This window comes from Taklimakanibacter deserti (assembly GCA_003574785.1).
On the sequence record QORU01000010.1, the window covers coordinates 108,655 to 125,509 of the forward strand.

Consider the following 16,855-nt stretch of genomic DNA (forward strand, 5'->3'; position numbering starts at 1 on the left):
TGTCGCCGACGGTCCGCAACCGGCCGCAAGCGTTGATTTGCCTATGTCCCGGCAGGGGCTAGACTCCCTACCCATGGATCATCCCGTGCTCAATGCGATAAGGCGCGAAAGCTTCACCGCTCTCGGCTGGTTTGCGCCGAATGAAGATGACCGCGTGCCGGCCGGCACGCAATTCGTCATCCTCATCGGCAATGCCGGGCCTGAGATGTTCCGCCGCTTCGCCCGCGAGCGCGATCCCTTGCATGATCGCATGGACGACTGGTGCCGCCAGGTCATAGGACGGCTCGCGCGCGACCTCGACGCGCGCGCCGTCTATCCATTCGACCAGCCGCCGCTGCCGTTCCTCACCTGGGCGAGGCGCGCCAAGGCCGGGCATGTCTCGCCGCTCGGCATGAATATCCATTCCGTCTACGGGCTCTGGCATGCTTTCCGGGCCGCCTTGCTGTTCCCGGTCGCCTTCGACCTGCCGCCCCCTTCCCCAGGCGCTCACCCTTGCGAGACTTGCGAGGGCAAGCCCTGTCTCAGCGCCTGTCCGGTCAGCGCCTTCTCCGGCATCAGCTACGATGTGCCGCGTTGCGTCGATCACATCGCCTCACCAAAAGGTCAAGACTGCATGACCGGCGGCTGCCTCGCCAGGCGGGCCTGCCCGGTCGGACAGCACTTCACCTATGGGCGCGAGCAGATGCAGTTCCATATGCGCGCCTTTCTCAAAGCCCATCAACCTGACGGGATTTCCGCATGAGCTACAGCCGCATCGCCAAGAAGCTCGCCAAAGGCGAGACCATCATCCTCGATGGCGGCACCGGCACCGATATCCAGAGCCGCGGCGTGCCCATGGCGGGCGAGACCTGGTGCGCCGAAGCCAATCTCTCTCATCCGGGCGTCGTGCGCTCGGTCCATGAGGACTATATCAAGGCGGGAGCGGAGATCATCACCGCCAACACCTATCCGACGAGTCCCCTCCTCTTCAATGCGCTCGGGCGCGATGCGGACATGGTCCTGATCGACAAGGAGGCGGTGCGGATCGCGCGCGAGGCAGCGGCAGGGCGCGTTGCCGTCGCCGGCTCCTTTTCCGTCATGCGGCCGATGGAAACGGGCGTCGACCGGGTCAAGACATATCGCGAATGGAGCGAGAAGGACGCCAAGGCGCTGATGCGCCACAAGGCCGAAAGCATGGCCGAGGCCGGCGTCGATCTCATCATGATGGAGATGATGCGCGACGCCGATTATTCGGTGTGGGCGACGGAAGCGGCGGTGGCGACGGGCCTGCCGGTCTGGGTCGGCATCTCGACCGAGCCCCGCGAAGACGGCAAGCTCACCGGTTTCGCGCGGCCCGACTGGCCGCTCGAAGAGATCATCGCCGCTTTGGCCCCCACCGGCGCCGATGTCATCTCGATCATGCACACGCTGCCCAATCACGTAGGCCCCGCGCTGAAGGTCGTGTGCGAGATCTGGAAAGGACCGCTCGGCGCCTATCCCGAGAGCGGCTTCTTCAAGATGCCGGACTGGCAGTTCGTCGACATCATCGAGCCTTCGGCGCTGGTGGCCGAGGCGCGCGAGTGGCAGAAGACCGGCGCCAGCATCTTCGGCGGCTGCTGCGGCACCAATCCGAGCCATATCAAGGCCCTGGCTCAAGCTTTCGGGAGAATTTGATGAGCGATAGCAAATCCGGGTCCTGCCTGTGCGGCGCCGTGACCTTCGAAGTGACGGGCCCTTTGCGCTCGATCATCGCCTGCCATTGCCATCAATGCCGCAAGCAGACCGGCAATTACATGTCGGCGACCGGCACCAAGGACCAATATCTGAAGCTCACCGAGACGCGCGGCCTCAAATGGTATCGCTCGAGCGGCACGGCCAGGCGCGGCTTCTGCAGCGAATGCGGCTCGACGCTGTTCTGGAAAGGCGACGGCCGCGACTACACCGCTATCGCCGCCGGCGCCATCGACGGCCCGACCGGCGTCAAGCTCGCCGGCCATATCTTCTGCGACGATGCCGGCGACTATTACGAGATCACCGGCGGCGACTACAAGCTCGGCCAATGGGCGACGGATCCCAAGGCGCCATAAAGAATTTTCACGGCCGTTCCGAAAGCTCGAGGAACGGCTTGCCGAGCCGCTCGGGCAGCACGTCGATGCCGAGGCCGGGACCGTCGGGAATGCCCATGCGATTCCCCTTGACCGGCGGCGGGCTCTTGGCCGTCTTGACCGTCACCCATTCATGGAAAGCAATGGCATGCAAGCGGCGCTCCTCAGGTGTCGAAAGCGACAGATGTGCCATGGCGGCAGTATCGATCTCGGCACCGCCCGTATCCTCGACAGTGACCATGAAACCAAGATCGACGGCGAGATCGCGCAGGCTCCTTGTCTTCGACACGCCGCCGATGCGCGAGATCTTGAGCGTCAACCCGTCGGCCGCGCCTTTGTGGTGAATGGCGAGCAGGTCTTCCAGCCCGGTCACCGATTCGTCGAGGACCATCGGCTTGTCGACCGCTCGCCTGACCGAGAGACATTCATCGATCGTCGGGCAAGGCTGCTCGAAGACATAGTCGATGGCGCGGCTGGCATCGGCGAACTGCCGCGCCTGGAACGGCGTCCATCCGGCATTGGCATCGCAGAAGATCACCGTGCCCTTCGGCACCGCATCCGCGACCGCCGCGGCGCGCTCGATATCGCTCCGTACATCGCCGCCGACCTTGACCTGGATGCGGTTGAAACCCTCCCCAGTGATGCGCCGGGCGAGCTTTGCCATGGCATCTACTGAACCATGGGTCACGACCTTATAGAGCTCGACGGTCTCGCCCTCCCGCCCGCCCAGAAATGTGACGAGCGGCACTTGCGCGGCGCGGGCGGCAAGGTCGCAGCAAGCCATGTCAATGGCAGATTTCACATAGGGATGTCCCTTGAACACGACGTCCATCAGGCGGCCGAGCTGGGCAACGGCTTGCGGATCGCGGCCCAGCAGATGCGGTGCAATCTCGGCGACGCCCGCCTCGGCGCCGGCGGCAAAGGCGGCGGAATAGAAAGTGCCGAGCGGCGCCATCTCACCCCAGCCGGTGATCCCCGTGTCGGAAGTGAGCGATACGATCACCGCATCGAACGCGTCGGCCGCGCGGCCCTTCGACATCTTGTAAGGTCCCTCGACGAAAGGCTGGCGCAGGCGATAGGCCCTGATCGTGCTGATGCACATTCTATTTCCGTTTCATTTCCAGGCTGCGTGCATAAGTCAGTTGTCGACAATCAAGCGATGCTAGACAAGTGCCCGGGACTGGATGGATTTCAGGCATTCGGCGACAAACCAGTCCTTGAAGACCGCCACAATGGCGCGTCGCGCACTCCTCTGCGGCACGGTCAGGCAATAGGGCTGGGCAAGCGGCAGGGCTTGCTTCACCGGCTTGACAAGCCTTCCCTCTTCGACCGCTCGCGCGGCGAAGAGACCCTGGCAGAGAGCCACACCCAGGCCGGACAGAGCGAGATCGAGTGCCGCCGCCGATGAATTGACGGTGAGGCCGCGGTGGATCTCGCGGCCGGCTGTGACCGAGGCCGCCTCGAACCATAAGCGCCAGGTGGGAAAGGACGCGGCGGCCGGCCCCCAGTCGGTATGGATCAAGGGCATGGACAGCAGGTCGCGCGCGTCCCGCACCGGGCCATTGTGGCTGAGAACGCCTGGCGTGCAGACCGGATGAACAGCATCGCTCGCGATCGGCTCGGCATCATGGTCGCGATCGGGGAAGCGCCCATAAGACAAGCGGATGTCGATGAGATCGCGCTCGAATGCGATCGGCTCTTCTTCGCCCTTCAAGAAAATGTCGGCCTCGCCATGGAGCCCGATGAAGAGCGGAAGGCGGGAAGGCAGCCAGCTCACGGCGACCGACGGCGGGACCGAGACGACCAGCCGGGCACGGTGCGCACTGCCGATGAGATCGCGGGCGGCACCGTTCAATTCCTCGAAAGCGAGGGTCAGCCGCGGCAGGACTTCGCGGCCGGCTTCGGTCAGGACGGCCCGACGGTTGATGCGGTGGAAAAGCTTGCGGCCGACATGATCCTCGAGCGTGGCGACGAGCTGGCTCATGGCCGCGGGCGAGATCGCCAGTTCCTCGGCGGCCGCGACAAAGCTGCCAGTGCGCGCCGCAGCCTCGAAAGCCTGCAATGTCCGCAAAGACGGGAGAGCTGTCATGGATTTGGATAAGTCTATCTTACTATAATGACAGAAATTCCTGTTTTAAGAAAGACAATCTACGTCGTAGGCTTTACCCATGGACCATCGCGAGATCGTCACTTCCTTATCGCAAGAGCAGCGCGATCATCTGACCGCGAAGTCGGACCTGCCCGGCCTGCCGCTTCTTCTCTCCCATTGGGGCACCATTCTCGTCCTCGGCACGCTCATCGCGCTCAAAGTGCCGTTCTGGCCCTGGCTCATGATCCCGCAAGGCATACTCATCGTCTTTCTCTTCACCTTGCTGCATGAGACCATCCATCAGACCGCTTTCCGCACGGCGTGGCTCAACGAGGCCGTTGCGCGCAGCGCGAGCTTCATGCTGGCGCTCCCCGCCGACTGGTTCCGCTATTTCCATTTCGCCCATCACCGTTTCACCCAGGACCCGGACAAGGACCCGGAACTCGCTTTCGCCAAACCCGCAACGCCTTGGCAATATGCGCTCCACGTGTCGGGCCTGCCGGTCTGGCGGGGACATGTGAAGACGCTCGCCGTCAATGCGCTGGGCCGTTGCCGCGACGGTTTCGTGCCGCCGAAGGGCCACAGCAAGGTGCGGATGGAAGCGCGCGCGATGATCGCCGCTTATGCGGTCATCTTGATACTCTGCGTCTATTTCCGGACGCCCGTGCTGCTCTTCGCCTGGATCCTGCCGGCGCTCATCGGACAACCCTTCCTCAGGCTCTATCTCCTCGCCGAGCATGGCCGCTGCCCCTATGTCGCGAATATGTTGGAGAACAGCCGCACGACCCTCACCAATATCCTCGTCCGCAGGCTTGCCTGGAATATGCCCTATCATGCCGAGCATCATGCCTATCCGGGCGTCCCCTTCCACCGGCTGCCGGAATTCCATGCCTTGATCGAAGGTCATCTCCGTCAGGTGGAAAAGGGCTATGCCCGGTTCCACGCCCGCTATCTGAGCGAACTTAAGCTAGCCTCACGCGACGCCTCAAAATGATGTGAATTCCTGTTTTTCCGAAAGTCTTCCGCCCACCTGTTGAATAGCGCCGCGCAACAGGCATAGTACGGGAAAAACGGGAGGATCCATGAAGCTTGGCATATTGACGGCGCCTTTTCCCGACGCGCCGCTCGCCGAAGTTGCCCATTGGGCAAGCACGTCGGGATTCAAGGCGCTCGAAATCGCCTGTTGGCCGAAATCGTCGGGTGCTACCCGCCGCTATGCCGGCACCAGCCATATCGACGTCGCCACGATCTCGGCGTCGCAAGCCAAGCAGATCGCCGCCGACCTCGCTGAAATGGGCCTCTCCATCTCGGCGCTCGGCTACTACCCGAATCCCCTTCATCCCGATCCCCAGCATCGCCAGGCCGTCATCGATCATTTGAAGAAAGTCATCGCCGCCGCCGGCCGCATGGGTGTTTCGGTCGTCAACACCTTCTGTGGCGGTGACGCAACGAAACATATCGACGACAATTGGAAAGAGGCACTCAAGGTCTGGCCCGACATCATCGCCCATGCGCGCGACAATGGCGTCAAGCTCGCTTTCGAGAATTGCCCGATGATCTTCAGCTATGATGAATGGCCGGGAGGTCACAATATCGCCTATTCGCCCTATATCTGGCGGCGCATTCTCGAAACCTGGGACGGCGCCATCGGCATGAATTACGATCCCTCGCATCTCGTCCTGCAGATGATCGACCAGGCGCGCTTCATCCGCGAATTCGGCGCGCATATGTTCCATGTCCATGCCAAGGATCTGATGATCGACAAGGACGGCCTCTATGAGCGCGGCATTCTCTCGGCCGGCATGGGCTGGCAGATCCCGCGCATGCCGGGCCTGGGCGAGGTCGATTGGAATGTCATCTTCTCCGGCCTCTACCGGGCCGGCTATGACGGGCCGGTCATCATCGAGCATGAGGACCGGAAATTCGAAGGCAGCGACGAGGCGATCAAGCGCGGCTTTATGCTGGCGCGCGACGTGCTTCGTCCTTTTGTGAAATGAACGTCTTTTGGGAGGAAAGGAAACTGCAATGCCAAACATGAGAAACGTGAAACTGCTCCTCGCCGGCGTAGCCCTGATGGCTTCGGCCGCAGCGGCTGGCGCGCAAGGCACCTTTACGATCGGTGTGTCCAACACCGTCCAGGGCAATGGCTGGCGCGAGGAGATGATCTGCGCCATCAAGGCCCAGGCGCTCGCCTCGGGCAAGGTGGCGAAGCTCAATATCGCCCATCGCAACACCGACGCCGCGGGCCAGCTCGAGGACATCCGCAACCTGATCAGCGCCAAGGTCAACGCGATCGTCGTCAATCCGGCCGATCCCGCCGGCATCAAGGACGCGCTCGCTGAAGCGACCAAGGCCGGCATCGTCGTCGTCGCCGTCGACCAGACGGTGACCGAGCCCACCGCCTACATCATCTCCAACAACCAGGAGGAATATGCCTATCTCGGCGCCAAATGGCTGTTCCAGACCTTGGGCGGCAAGGGCGATGTCGTCTATATGCGCGGCGCCGCCGGCGCTTCCGCCGACAGCGACCGCGACAAGGGCTTTAAGAAGGCGCTCGCCGAATTCCCCGACATCAAGGTCGTGCATGAGGTCTTCACCGGCTGGCAGCAGGACCAGGGCAAGCAGCAGATCCTCGACTTCATCGCGACGGGCACGCCGTTCAACGGCATCTGGACGTCGGGCATCGACAATGTGATCGTCGATGCGCTCACCGAATCGCAGACGCCGCTGGTGCCGGTCGTCGGCGCCGACAATGCGGGCTTCGTCGGCCAGCTCAATTCGGTCGAGGGGCTGAAGGGTGCCGCGGTCACCAATCCGGGCTCGATCGGCGGCGCCGGCGTGACCCTCGCTCTGCAGATCCTCGAGGGCAAGAAGCCGGCACAGCAGACCGTGCTGGTCGAGCCGCAGCTCTGGGAAAACACGACGGATGACGGCAAGGCCAAGCTCAAGGCGGCGGCCGATCCCTCGCTCAGCCCGGAATGGCCGGTCAGCATCTCGATTCCCGACTGGACCACTTATACGAAAGAGCAGATCGTCGCCTGCAAGGGGCCGGGTGAATAGTGTCGCATTGATGCGGGCGGGAACATCGTTCCCGCTCGCTCTTCACTATCGATAGCTGATGACGGAACCGATTCTCGAAGCCACTGGCGTCGCCAAGACCTATGGCGCCGTTGCCGCCTTGCGCAACGCCTCGCTCTCGGTGCGCCCCGGCGAAGTGCATGCGCTGATGGGCGCCAATGGCGCCGGCAAGTCCACTCTGGTCAAGATCCTGACCGGGGCGATCCGGCCCAATGCCGGGCGCATTCTCATCCGCGGCAAAGAGCACCACGTGCATTCGCCGGCTGAAGCGCGGCGCGCCGGGCTGGTCTCGGTCTATCAGGAGCCGGCGCTGATCCCCGATCTCGACGTCGCCGCCAATCTTCGCCTCACCCGCACGCCGGTCGAGCCCTTCCGGCAATGGGTGCGCGAGCTCGGCGTGGACGATCTCGACCTGCGCGATATGGCGCGCGACGTTCCGCTCGCGATCTTGCGCATCCTCGATCTGGCGCGGGCCTTGGCGATCGCGCCCGACGTCCTGCTCCTCGATGAGATGACTGCCGCTCTGCCGGCCAATCTCGCCGAAAAGGTGCTGGACGTCGTGCGCCGGCAGAGCCGCGCCGGGCGTTCGGTCATCTTCATCTCGCACCGCTTCATCGAGATCTCCTCGCTCTGCGACCGCGCCACGGTGCTCCGCGACGGCGAGACCGTCGGCGTCGTCGACATCGCGCCCGGCATCGAGGAGAAGATCGTCGAACTCATGCTCGGCGCCAAGATCGAGAAGGCCCGTGCCGCGGCGCGGCGCGCCGGCAAGGGACCGGAGCCGGTCGACGCTCGCCCGCGCCTCAGGGTGCGAAACTTGAGCGTCGGCAACAAGCTGCACGACGTCTCCTTCGATCTCGCCAATGGCGAGGTGGCGGGCGTCGTGGCGCTCGAAGGCCAGGGCCAGGACGAACTCTTCGCCGCGCTGTCGGGCTCGACGCCGGCATCGGGCGGCGGCATCGAAGTGGATGGAACGCCTGTCCAGTTCCATCGTCCCGCCGATGCCATCGGCGCCGGCATCGCCTATGTGCCCGGCGACCGCGCCGAGGCGCTGCTGATGCAGCAGCCGGTGCGCGAGAACATCGCTTTGCCCTTCAGCGCCCATTGGCGCAATTGGGGTCCGATCGACCGGCGCCGCGAAGGCGAGCGCGTCACCCGCGCCATCGAGCGGCTGCAGATCGACACACGCGCCCAGCGCGAAGTACAGCGCCTGTCGGGCGGCAATCAGCAGAAGGTCACCATCGCGCGCTGGATCGCGGCGGATGTGCGCACCATCCTGTGCTTCGATCCGACGCGCGGCATCGATGTGCGCACCAAGCAGGAGATCTATAGGCTGCTGCGCGAGCTTGCGGCGCAGGGGAAATCCATCCTCTTCTACACATCCGAGCTCGAGGAGATCCAGCTCGCCTGCGACCGCGCCATCGTCATCTTCGGCGGACGCGTGGTCGATGTGCTCCCCGTCGAGATCGCCGATGAGGCGGCCCTCACCCGCGCCGCCTATGGCTTGCCGCGCAATGCCAAGGAGGATGTCGGCATATTGGCCGATCTCCCCAACCCACCGCCCGGCGCATCATGACCCGCTTCATCACGCGCAATGGCTGGGTCCTGGGCCTTGTCGCCCTGCTGGCGCTGCTCTTCGTCTTCACCAAGGCGATCCAGCCCTTCTATGGCGCCGGCGATTTCGGCTCGCTGGCCCGCGCCGTCCTGCCTTTCGCTTTCGCCGTCGCGGCGCAGACCATCGTCGTCATCGCCGGCGGCATCGATCTGTCGGTCGCCTCGATGATGGCGCTGACCAGCGTCACCGCCGCCTCGATGATGAACGGCGCCAGCGAGAAATTTGCGCTGCTGGTCGTACCCTTCGTGCTCGTCATGGGGCTCGTGCTCGGCGCCCTCAACGGCCTCCTGATCGTCGTCACCCGCGTGCCCGATATCGTCGTGACGCTGGCGATGCTCTTCGTCTTCCAGGGGGCCGCCCTCCTCGTCCTCGAGGCGCCGGGTGGTGCTGCGGCCGAATGGCTGAAAGCCCTGATCACCGGTACGGTCCAGTTGCCGGGACTGCCCGAGGCGATCACCGCCTGGATTCCCAAGGCGCTGGTGCTTCTCGTCATCTGCCTCGTTCTGGTCTGGGTCCCGCTCAGGCTCTCCGGCCTCGATCTTTCGCTCTATGCCGTCGGCAGCAATCCGCTTGCCGCCTTTCGCAGCGGCGTGCCGGTGGCCAGGACCAAGATCCTCAGCTATGCGCTGGGCGGCCTCTTCGGCGCCATGGGCGGCTTGAGCCTCACCATGAGCACTGGCATCGGGGCACCCATACCCGGCCCCTATCTCCTGGCCAGCGTCGCCGCGGTGGTGCTGGGCGGCGTCGCGCTCAGCGGCGGCCGCGGCGGCATCATCGGTCCCATCGTCGCCGTCTTCATCCTGCGGCTGGTCAGGACCGATCTCACACTTCTCGCGGTCGATCCCAATGTCACCGCGATCATCGAGGGAACCATCATGGTCATCGTCGTGATGTTCGGCGCTTACATCGCCTTGCGAGGTCGCTCTTCATGAACCAGGCCACCGCCGCCACACCGCAACTGTCCCTCGGCCGGCGCATCAGCCGGTTCATGAGCGACCAGCCTCTGGTGCCGCTGATCATCCTGCTGATCGCGCTCGTCGTGGTCCTGCAGATTCTGAGGCCCGGCATCGTCAATGAGCGCTGGGCCGCCAATACGGTCCGCTTCGCCATTCCGCTTGCGATCCTTGCCGGCTGCCAGACCATGACCATGCTGACGGGCGGCATCGATCTCTCGGTCGGCACCGTCGCGACCATGGGCGCCTTCATCATGGTGACGCAGGCAGCGCTCCACGATCCGGCGATCGCCATTCTCATCGCCCTCGTCCCCGCTTTGCTCATCGGCTTCGTCAATGGCATAGGCGTCGGCGTCTTCCGCGTGCATCCCTTGATCATGACGCTCGGCACGAGCCTCATCGGCACGGGCTGCCTCCTGGTCTATCAGCGCACCGTGATCGCCTCGGGCGCCAAGGTCCCCGAAAGCCTGGCCTGGCTCGCCACCGGCATCACCTATGGCTTTCCCAATGCGCTTCTGCTGTTCGTGCCGGTCGCGGCCTTCATCATCTTCATGCTGAACGCGACCGGCTTCGGGCGCCTTCTCTATGCGGTCGGCGACAATGAGAAGGCGGCGCGGCTGTCGGGCGTCATCTATTGGAAGGTGATCATCGCCCTCTATGCCCTCTCGGCACTCCTCGCCGGCATCACCGGGCTGCTCTATATCGGGCTCATCAAATCGCCGTCGCTCTCGCTCGCCGAGCCCCTGGTCCTGCCTTCGGTCGCCGCCGCGGTGATCGGCGGCACGTCGATCTTCGGCGGCCGCGGCGGCTATGCCGGCACGATCGTCGGCGCGCTCATCCTCACCATCCTGACGACATTGCTCACCATCCTGCAGATGCCGGAAGGGGCCAGGCGCATTCTATTCGGATTGATCGTGCTGCTCGTGACCGCGATCTATCTGCGCATCATCGAGAACAGATAGACCTAACGCACCGTGAGACGATCCATGATCTGCGACTGCACATTGGCGAGATGGCGGCGCATCTCGCGCTCGGCCGTCTCGGGATCGCGCGCGGCAATGGCATTGGCGATGGCGCGGTGCTCGGCATCGCGTTCGGCGCGCCGCTTCGGGCAGACGCTCGCCGGCAGGCCGAGGCGAATGCGCGAATCGGTGCCGACAGCGCGCAGCAGCCGGTAGAATTCGCTCGCAAGCCCGTTGCGGGCGCCATCGGCGACCGCCTTGTGGAAGGCGAGATCGGCGCCGCCATAGTCGCCGTCATCGGCATTCTCGACGGCGGCGACGATCTGATCGACCTGCGCCGGCGAGGCACGCAAGGCGGCAAGCCGCGCCAGAGCGGGCTCGATGACGGAGCGCAATTCGATGACCTCGATGGGATTGGTGGCATGGGCAAGCTCGTGCCACGGCGGCGTCTCGGCTTTGCCCGTGCGGGGCTCGATCTCCCCCGTATCGCGCAGCACTTTCAGCGCCTTGCGCAATTGATGGCGGTTGATGCCGAGCTCGGCGGCGAGATCGCGCTCGGGCGGCACGGCGCCGGCCGTCCGGATCGCGCCGCGTACCGCATCGATCAGAGCCGAGAGCTCGGCCGTCGTCTTGTGCGGGATGCGTCGCTGGGCAGGAGCGGTGATCGTGATGTCCGTCATGCGCAAGGGTCTAGCAGAGTCACCAACCAAACTCAACCACATCTTTGCGGTTGCCGGCTTCTTGACGAAGCTGGTTGAGTAATGGTTGTCTTGCCGGGACCATGGCAGAATTCGACTATATCATCGTCGGCGCGGGATCGGCAGGTTGCGTGCTCGCCAACCGGCTGAGCGCCGATCCCACCCACTCCGTCCTCCTCATCGAGGCGGGCGGCTGGGACCGCGATCCCTTGATCCATATCCCGCTCGGCTGGGGCAAGATCCTGCAGCAGCGCCGGCACGACTGGATGTATTTCTGCGAGCCGGAAGCCAATGTGAACCAGCGCAAGGTCGAATGCGCGCGCGGCAAGGTGATCGGCGGCTCGTCCTCGACCAATGCCATGGCCTATGTGCGCGGCAACCGCGCCGATTTCGACGCCTGGGCCAAGGCGGACGGACTTTCCGGCTGGTCCTTTGAAAAGCTCCTGCCCTATTTCAAGCGCCAGGAGCATTGGGAAGGCGGCGAGAGCGCCTTTCGCGGCGGTGAAGGTCCGGTCAGCACGCAATTCTGCAAATTCGCCGATCCGCTCGTCGAAGCCTTCGGCGAGGCCGGCAAGAGTGCAGGCTTCGGCTGGACCGAGGACTATAATGGCGAAAGGCAGGAAGGCTTCGGCCGCTTGCAGATGACGATCGGCAAGGGCCGGCGCTCATCCTCCGCCACCGCCTATTTGCGCCCGGTGCTCGGCCGGTCCAACCTCACGGTCATGACGGATGCGCTGGTGACGCGACTCCTCATCGACAAGGGCCGCGCGCTCGGTGTCGAAGTGGCCGAGGCCCAAGGCAGGCGCGAGATCCGGGCCAGGCGCGAAACGCTGCTGGCCGGCGGCGTCATCAATTCGCCGCAGCTTCTCATGCTGTCGGGCATCGGCGATCCGCAGGCGCTGGCACGCCATGGCATCAAGACGCAGGTGCCGCTTCCCGATGTCGGGCAACATCTCCAGGATCATGTCTCGGTGATCCTCTTGTACAAGCGCAAGCAGCACGGCCCCTTCTACCGAATGATGCGCTATGACCGGATCGCGCTGGCGATGGCCGAGGCGCATCTCTTCGGCACCGGCTTTGCCGCGGACGTGCCGGGCGGCATCACCGCTTTCCTCAATAGCGGGCAGAGCCCGGTGCCCGATGTGCAGTTCCTCTTCACTGCCGCGACGCTCGCCGCCTGGCCCTATTTCGCACCCTTCAAGCAGCCCTTCCAGGACGGCTTCGCCACCCGCATCGTGCTGGTCAAGCCGGAAAGCCGGGGCTCCGTCCGTCTCGCCTCCGCCGATGCCACCGCAGCGCCCCTCATCCATCAGAATTTCCTCGCCACCGAAAGCGACTGGAAAGGCCTCACGGCCGGCGTCGAGATGGCGCGCCAGGTTGCGGCGAGACCTGAGATGCAGGCCTTCATCGCGGCCGAGCTCACCAAGAGCGATATCGAGGAGCATATCCGCGCGACCTCCATCACCGTCCATCACCCGATGGGCACCTGTCGGATGGGTGGTGTGGTCGATGGCGACTTGCGCGTGAAGGGCGTCGACGCCTTGCGCGTCGTCGATGCCAGCGTGTTTCCAGGCGGCATTTCCGGCAATATCAACGCCGCCGTGCTGGCCGTCGCCGAACGCGGTGCTGATCTCATTCTTGGTCGCAACCAACAAGCTTGACGGTCGAACCTGGTTGGCCTACGGTTTCGACCAGGCGAGACCCAAAGAAAAAATTCGAACGCATGGAGGATTGAATGTCAGGCGCCAAATCAGCCGCCCTTCCCAATCGCGACGCAGCCTTGCGCGGCCTTTACGACGATGTTGCCCGCGGCAACATGTTCCCCTTCTGGGCGACCTCGGCCGATGTCGAGAATGACGAGATCAAGCAGCTCATGGGCACCAAGAAGGCAGTGCCCTTCATGTGGGACTATGCCAAGGATATCGACCCGCTGCTGCATCGCGCTGCCGACCTCATCAAGATGGACGACAGCGAGCGCCGTTCGCTGATCCTCATCAATCCGGGCCTGGCCCCCAAGCGCGCCACCGTCTCGACCATGTACACGGCCTATCGCCTCAACGATCCCGACGAGATCATGCCGCCGCACAAGCATTCGCCGAGCGCCATCCGCTTCGGCCTCACCGGCAAGGGCAATTTCACCGGCGTCGAGGGCGAAAACATCACCTTCGGCCCAGGCGACATGGTGCTCACCCCCAACGACACCTGGCACAATCACGGCACGGTGGGCGGCGAGCCCGCGGTCAATCTCTCAGTGCTCGACCTGCCGCTGGTCGAGAACCTCAACGCCATCCATTTCGACCACAATTATGCCGAGCTCGAAGACGGCAAGATGGTGAAGAAGAAAGAGCAGACATCGCGCTATCCGTCCGACTATTCGCAGCGCGTCTATGGCGAGGGCGGCATGCTGCCGCGCTTTGCCGATCACAAGCGCGGCTCCGGCCTCTCGTCCCCCATGTATGTCTATCGCTGGGACCGCATGGAAGAGCTCCTCGACCGTCACAAGGACTGGGATGGCGACCCCTACGAAGCGCTGATGGCCGAATATGTCGATCCGACCACGGGAAACCCGGTGTTCAAGACCATCACCTTCTTCGCTCAGATGCTGCGCCCCGGCGAGAAGACCCTGCCCCTGCGCCAGACGGCGAGCCTTCTCGTCGCGCCATTCCGCGGCAAGGGTTATTCCATCGTCGATGGCCAGCGCTTCGACTGGAAGGAATTCGACACGCTCGCCGTGCCGGGCGGCGCCTGGTGCGAGCATGTGAACGGCTCCGACAAGGATCCGGTCTTCCTCTTCGTCGCCAGCGACGAGCCCACGCTCAAGGTGCTCGCCCTCTACAAGAAATGGGGGCGTGACAAGGCGGGAGACATGGTGCGGCTCGCCTGACGCGGCCAGAGGCAATCCAGGCGGAAGGAAGAGCGGCTCATACCCTCTTCCGTTCCCGTCCCACCGCAAACCATCCGTCGAGACAACCTCCAGTTCCCGGTTCATCGTGCAGAGCTCACACAAGACCAAGCAGATTGCGCATATCGATTGCCCGGGCGGCGGCCAGGTCTGGGTCGACGGCACCACGCTCTATATCGGCCATATGCGGGCGCCGAGCGGCACCACCATCGTCGACATCGCCGACCCCCGGAAGCCCAAGGTGCTCGCCGTCGTCGACGTGCCGAAAGGCTGGCACTCGCACAAGGTGCGGGTGCAGGACGGCATCATGATCGTCAATCATGAGAAGCTTGGGCCTGACGGGGCCTGGGAATTCGGCGGCGGCCTCGGCATCTATGACGTGTCGAAGCCCGCGGCGCCGAAGCAGATCGGCAAATGGGTGACAGGCGGGCGCGGCGTTCATCGCTACGACTTCGACGGTCGTTATGCCTATATCTCGCCCACCGTCGAGGGCTATATCGGCAATATCGTGATGATCCTCGACCTCATCGATCCGACCAAGCCTGTCGAGGTCGGCCGCTGGTGGATCCCCGGCCAGTGGCAAGCGGGCGGCGAGGAATATCCCTGGGCCAACTGGACGCAGCCCCGCTGTCATCATCCCTTGCGCATGGGGAACAGGCTCTATGTGAGCTACTGGCACCATGGCCTCTTCATCCTCGATCTCACCGACATGACGAAGCCCGTGGCCATCGCCCATACGAATACAAGCCCGGCTTTCCCGCATCCGACCCACACCTGCCTGCCGATGCCGAAGCCGCTCAAGGGCCGCAACATCATGGTGGTGGCCGATGAGGACGTGGCGAAGCTGCGCCCCGCCGCCCCTTCCTTCGCCTGGATCTATGACATCACCGAAGAGCGCTGCCCGGTCCCCATCGCGACCTACCAGGTGCCGGGGCTCGACAAGGACGGCGCGCCGCAACCGCCGATGACGGGTTGCCACCAGCCTTCCGAACGTTTCAAAGGCACGGTCATCCCCTTCGCCTGGTTCGCGCAAGGATTGAGACTAGTCGATATCGCCGATCCTTTCGCGCCCAAGGAAGTGGGCCATTATGTGCCGGACATGCCCGAGGGCGCGGAGATGGCGTCGTCGAACGATGTCACCATCGATGATCGCGGCCTCATCTATCTCATCGACCGCATCCGTGGGGTCGATATCATCGAAACCAGTGTCATGTGACGGAGAGATGATGAGCAAGAGCAAGGCCAAGCGCTATCCGATCGGAACCAAGAATCCCAACCTGCCCTTCCATCCAGGCGTCAGGGTCGGCGATCTCATCTTCGTGTCGGGCCAAGTGGCCAAGGATGCCGACGGCAATATGATCCACGGCACCATCGAGGAAGAGACCCGCGCCACCATCCTCGCCATCGAGCGCGTGCTCAAGGCCGATGGCGCGAGCCTCGATGATGTCGTGCGGGTGTGCACCTATCTCGAAGACACCCGCGACTTCGGGCGCTACAACAAGGTGTTCGGCGAATATTTCAAAAACCCGGCGGGCCTCGCCCGCACCACCGTCGAAGCGCGTGCCGTCATCAGCACCAAGATCGAGATGGATGCCATCGCCTATTGTCCGAAGGACGAGAAATAGATGTCGGCCACCCGCCCGATCCTCAGAGCCGCGCCATCGCCCGCGTCGCAATCGCGGCGCCCCGGGCCGGCACATCTGAGCGCCGAAGGCGTGGCGGTCGAATTCGATCTCGGCGGACGCAAGCAGCGCGTCCTCAACGACATCGATCTCAAGGTCGGCAAGGGCCAGCTCGTCGCGCTGGTCGGTCCTTCGGGCTGCGGCAAGAGCACCTTGCTCAGACTGTTCGCCGGGCTGATGAGCCCGAGCGCCGGCAAGATCGAAGTGGCGGGCATGGCGCCCGCCGAAGCGGCGCGCAAGAAACTCATCGGCGTCGCCTTCCAGGATGCGACACTTCTGCCGTGGAAGACGGCGCTCGACAATGCCGCTTTCCTGCTCGAGACCGCCGATCCCTCGCTCTCTCGCGCCGAGGTGAGGAAGCGAGCCCAGCATAATCTCCATCTCGTGGGCTTGAGCGGTGCCGAAGCCAAGCGTCCGTCGCAGCTTTCGGGCGGCATGCGCCAGCGCGTCGCCATCGCCCGCGCGCTGACGCTCGATCCGGAAGTGCTGCTCCTCGATGAGCCCTTCGGCGCTCTCGATGCGATCACGCGCGAAGAAATGGGCAGCCTCCTCCTCGACATCTGGCAGCGCACCCAGAAGACCATCCTTCTCGTGACCCACGCCTTCGACGAAGCGGTGTTCCTGTCGAGCGACATCCATGTGATGGGAACCGGGCCGGCGCGCATCCTCGAGACGATCGCCAACGATCTGCCCTATCCGCGCGACGCCCAGACCTATCGCGATCCGCGCTTCTCGGAAACCGAGGCGCGTCTGCGCGAGCTCCTGGTCAAGAGCCATAAGGGAGGCGCCTGA

Annotated in this window: 17 protein-coding genes; 14 read left to right on the forward strand and 3 right to left on the reverse strand. The window is 64.1% G+C overall.

What is annotated here, in order from left to right; genetic code table 11:
- Positions 1-73 precede the first annotated feature (73 nt).
- Genes DS839_RS21360 through DS839_RS21370 form a run of 3 tightly spaced genes read left to right on the forward strand, consistent with a single transcriptional unit; the run spans position 74 to position 2,066 of the window.
- The gene (locus DS839_RS21360; RefSeq protein ID WP_119272503.1) at positions 74-742 is read left to right on the forward strand and encodes a hypothetical protein; all 669 of its coding nucleotides are present in this window, start codon (positions 74-76) and stop codon (positions 740-742) included.
- Positions 739-1,653: a homocysteine S-methyltransferase family protein gene (locus DS839_RS21365; RefSeq protein WP_119272504.1), complete on the forward strand. Its 915-nt coding sequence runs from the start codon at positions 739-741 to the stop codon at positions 1,651-1,653. Before DS839_RS21360 ends, DS839_RS21365 begins: the two co-directional genes overlap by 4 nt.
- The gene (locus tag DS839_RS21370; RefSeq protein ID WP_119272505.1) at positions 1,653-2,066 is read left to right on the forward strand and encodes a GFA family protein; all 414 of its coding nucleotides are present in this window, start codon (positions 1,653-1,655) and stop codon (positions 2,064-2,066) included. Before DS839_RS21365 ends, DS839_RS21370 begins: the two co-directional genes overlap by 1 nt.
- 7 nt (positions 2,067-2,073) lie before the next feature.
- On the opposite strand, the gene DS839_RS21375 is transcribed toward DS839_RS21370, so the two are convergent.
- Both DS839_RS21375 and DS839_RS21380 read right to left on the reverse strand, forming a co-directional pair.
- On the reverse strand, positions 2,074-3,186 hold the full coding sequence (locus DS839_RS21375) for a mandelate racemase/muconate lactonizing enzyme family protein (RefSeq protein ID WP_119272506.1): 1,113 nt from the start codon (positions 3,184-3,186) through the stop codon (positions 2,074-2,076).
- A 60-nt stretch (positions 3,187-3,246) separates the two neighbouring features.
- On the reverse strand, positions 3,247-4,173 hold the full coding sequence (locus tag DS839_RS21380) for a LysR substrate-binding domain-containing protein (RefSeq protein WP_119272507.1): 927 nt from the start codon (positions 4,171-4,173) through the stop codon (positions 3,247-3,249).
- A gap of 79 nt (positions 4,174-4,252) precedes the next feature.
- Here DS839_RS21380 and DS839_RS21385 point away from each other — a divergent pair, with 79 nt between their 5' ends.
- The 6 genes from DS839_RS21385 to DS839_RS21410 all read left to right on the forward strand — a co-directional run bounded on the left by DS839_RS21385 (position 4,253) and on the right by DS839_RS21410 (position 10,781).
- Entirely contained in the window at positions 4,253-5,167 is a 915-nt protein-coding gene (locus tag DS839_RS21385; RefSeq protein ID WP_119272508.1) for a fatty acid desaturase family protein, read from the forward strand.
- Between the two features lie 88 nt (positions 5,168-5,255).
- Positions 5,256-6,170, forward strand: coding sequence for a sugar phosphate isomerase/epimerase family protein (locus DS839_RS21390; protein WP_119272509.1), 915 nt, complete (start codon positions 5,256-5,258; stop codon positions 6,168-6,170).
- Positions 6,171-6,198: 28 nt separating this feature from the next.
- Positions 6,199-7,233, forward strand: coding sequence for an ABC transporter substrate-binding protein (locus tag DS839_RS21395; protein ID WP_119272510.1), 1,035 nt, complete (start codon positions 6,199-6,201; stop codon positions 7,231-7,233).
- A 55-nt stretch (positions 7,234-7,288) separates the two neighbouring features.
- Entirely contained in the window at positions 7,289-8,827 is a 1,539-nt protein-coding gene (locus DS839_RS21400) for a sugar ABC transporter ATP-binding protein (RefSeq protein ID WP_119272511.1), read from the forward strand.
- Positions 8,824-9,798, forward strand: a complete 975-nt coding sequence (locus tag DS839_RS21405) for an ABC transporter permease (RefSeq protein ID WP_119272512.1) — start codon at positions 8,824-8,826, stop codon at positions 9,796-9,798. Before DS839_RS21400 ends, DS839_RS21405 begins: the two co-directional genes overlap by 4 nt.
- Positions 9,795-10,781, forward strand: a complete 987-nt coding sequence (locus tag DS839_RS21410; RefSeq protein ID WP_368911819.1) for an ABC transporter permease — start codon at positions 9,795-9,797, stop codon at positions 10,779-10,781. The genes DS839_RS21405 and DS839_RS21410 overlap by 4 nt, the downstream gene beginning before the upstream one ends.
- Before the next feature lie 2 nt (positions 10,782-10,783).
- Here the strand turns inward: DS839_RS21410 and DS839_RS21415 are convergent, their stop codons facing one another.
- Complete coding sequence (locus tag DS839_RS21415; RefSeq protein WP_119272513.1) at positions 10,784-11,461, reverse strand: FadR/GntR family transcriptional regulator; 678 nt, start codon at positions 11,459-11,461, stop codon at positions 10,784-10,786.
- 101 nt (positions 11,462-11,562) lie between these two features.
- On the opposite strand from DS839_RS21415, the gene DS839_RS21420 reads away from it, so the two are divergent.
- The 5 genes from DS839_RS21420 to DS839_RS21440 all read left to right on the forward strand — a co-directional run bounded on the left by DS839_RS21420 (position 11,563) and on the right by DS839_RS21440 (position 16,855).
- A complete protein-coding gene (locus DS839_RS21420; protein ID WP_119272514.1) occupies positions 11,563-13,140 on the forward strand; it encodes a GMC family oxidoreductase in 1,578 nt (525 codons plus the stop codon).
- 74 nt (positions 13,141-13,214) lie between these two features.
- Positions 13,215-14,363 carry a cupin domain-containing protein gene (locus tag DS839_RS21425; protein ID WP_119272515.1) on the forward strand — a complete coding sequence of 383 codons (1,149 nt, stop codon included), beginning with the start codon at positions 13,215-13,217 and terminating at the stop codon, positions 14,361-14,363.
- 106 nt (positions 14,364-14,469) lie between these two features.
- Entirely contained in the window at positions 14,470-15,597 is a 1,128-nt protein-coding gene (locus DS839_RS21430; protein ID WP_119272516.1) for an LVIVD repeat-containing protein, read from the forward strand.
- Between the two features lie 10 nt (positions 15,598-15,607).
- A complete protein-coding gene (locus DS839_RS21435) occupies positions 15,608-16,006 on the forward strand; it encodes a RidA family protein (RefSeq protein WP_368911820.1) in 399 nt (132 codons plus the stop codon).
- Positions 16,007-16,855 (forward strand): ABC transporter ATP-binding protein, encoded by an 849-nt coding sequence (locus DS839_RS21440; protein ID WP_119272518.1) that lies wholly within the window; start codon positions 16,007-16,009, stop codon positions 16,853-16,855.

Bases quoted from the DNA above. Each gene is read 5' to 3' on its own strand.
- DS839_RS21360 (WP_119272503.1), top strand. From the start codon at position 74: ATGGATCATCCCGTGCTCAATGCGATAAGGCGCGAAAGCTTCACCGCT.
- DS839_RS21365 (WP_119272504.1), top strand. From the start codon at position 739: ATGAGCTACAGCCGCATCGCCAAGAAGCTCGCCAAAGGCGAGACCATC.
- DS839_RS21370 (WP_119272505.1), top strand. From the start codon at position 1,653: ATGAGCGATAGCAAATCCGGGTCCTGCCTGTGCGGCGCCGTGACCTTC.
- DS839_RS21375 (WP_119272506.1), bottom strand. From the start codon at position 3,186: ATGTGCATCAGCACGATCAGGGCCTATCGCCTGCGCCAGCCTTTCGTC.
- DS839_RS21380 (WP_119272507.1), bottom strand. From the start codon at position 4,173: ATGACAGCTCTCCCGTCTTTGCGGACATTGCAGGCTTTCGAGGCTGCG.
- DS839_RS21385 (WP_119272508.1), top strand. From the start codon at position 4,253: ATGGACCATCGCGAGATCGTCACTTCCTTATCGCAAGAGCAGCGCGAT.
- DS839_RS21390 (WP_119272509.1), top strand. From the start codon at position 5,256: ATGAAGCTTGGCATATTGACGGCGCCTTTTCCCGACGCGCCGCTCGCC.
- DS839_RS21395 (WP_119272510.1), top strand. From the start codon at position 6,199: ATGCCAAACATGAGAAACGTGAAACTGCTCCTCGCCGGCGTAGCCCTG.
- DS839_RS21405 (WP_119272512.1), top strand. From the start codon at position 8,824: ATGACCCGCTTCATCACGCGCAATGGCTGGGTCCTGGGCCTTGTCGCC.
- DS839_RS21410 (WP_368911819.1), top strand. From the start codon at position 9,795: ATGAACCAGGCCACCGCCGCCACACCGCAACTGTCCCTCGGCCGGCGC.
- DS839_RS21415 (WP_119272513.1), bottom strand. From the start codon at position 11,461: ATGACGGACATCACGATCACCGCTCCTGCCCAGCGACGCATCCCGCAC.
- DS839_RS21420 (WP_119272514.1), top strand. From the start codon at position 11,563: ATGGCAGAATTCGACTATATCATCGTCGGCGCGGGATCGGCAGGTTGC.
- DS839_RS21425 (WP_119272515.1), top strand. From the start codon at position 13,215: ATGTCAGGCGCCAAATCAGCCGCCCTTCCCAATCGCGACGCAGCCTTG.
- DS839_RS21435 (WP_368911820.1), top strand. From the start codon at position 15,608: ATGAGCAAGAGCAAGGCCAAGCGCTATCCGATCGGAACCAAGAATCCC.
- DS839_RS21440 (WP_119272518.1), top strand. From the start codon at position 16,007: ATGTCGGCCACCCGCCCGATCCTCAGAGCCGCGCCATCGCCCGCGTCG.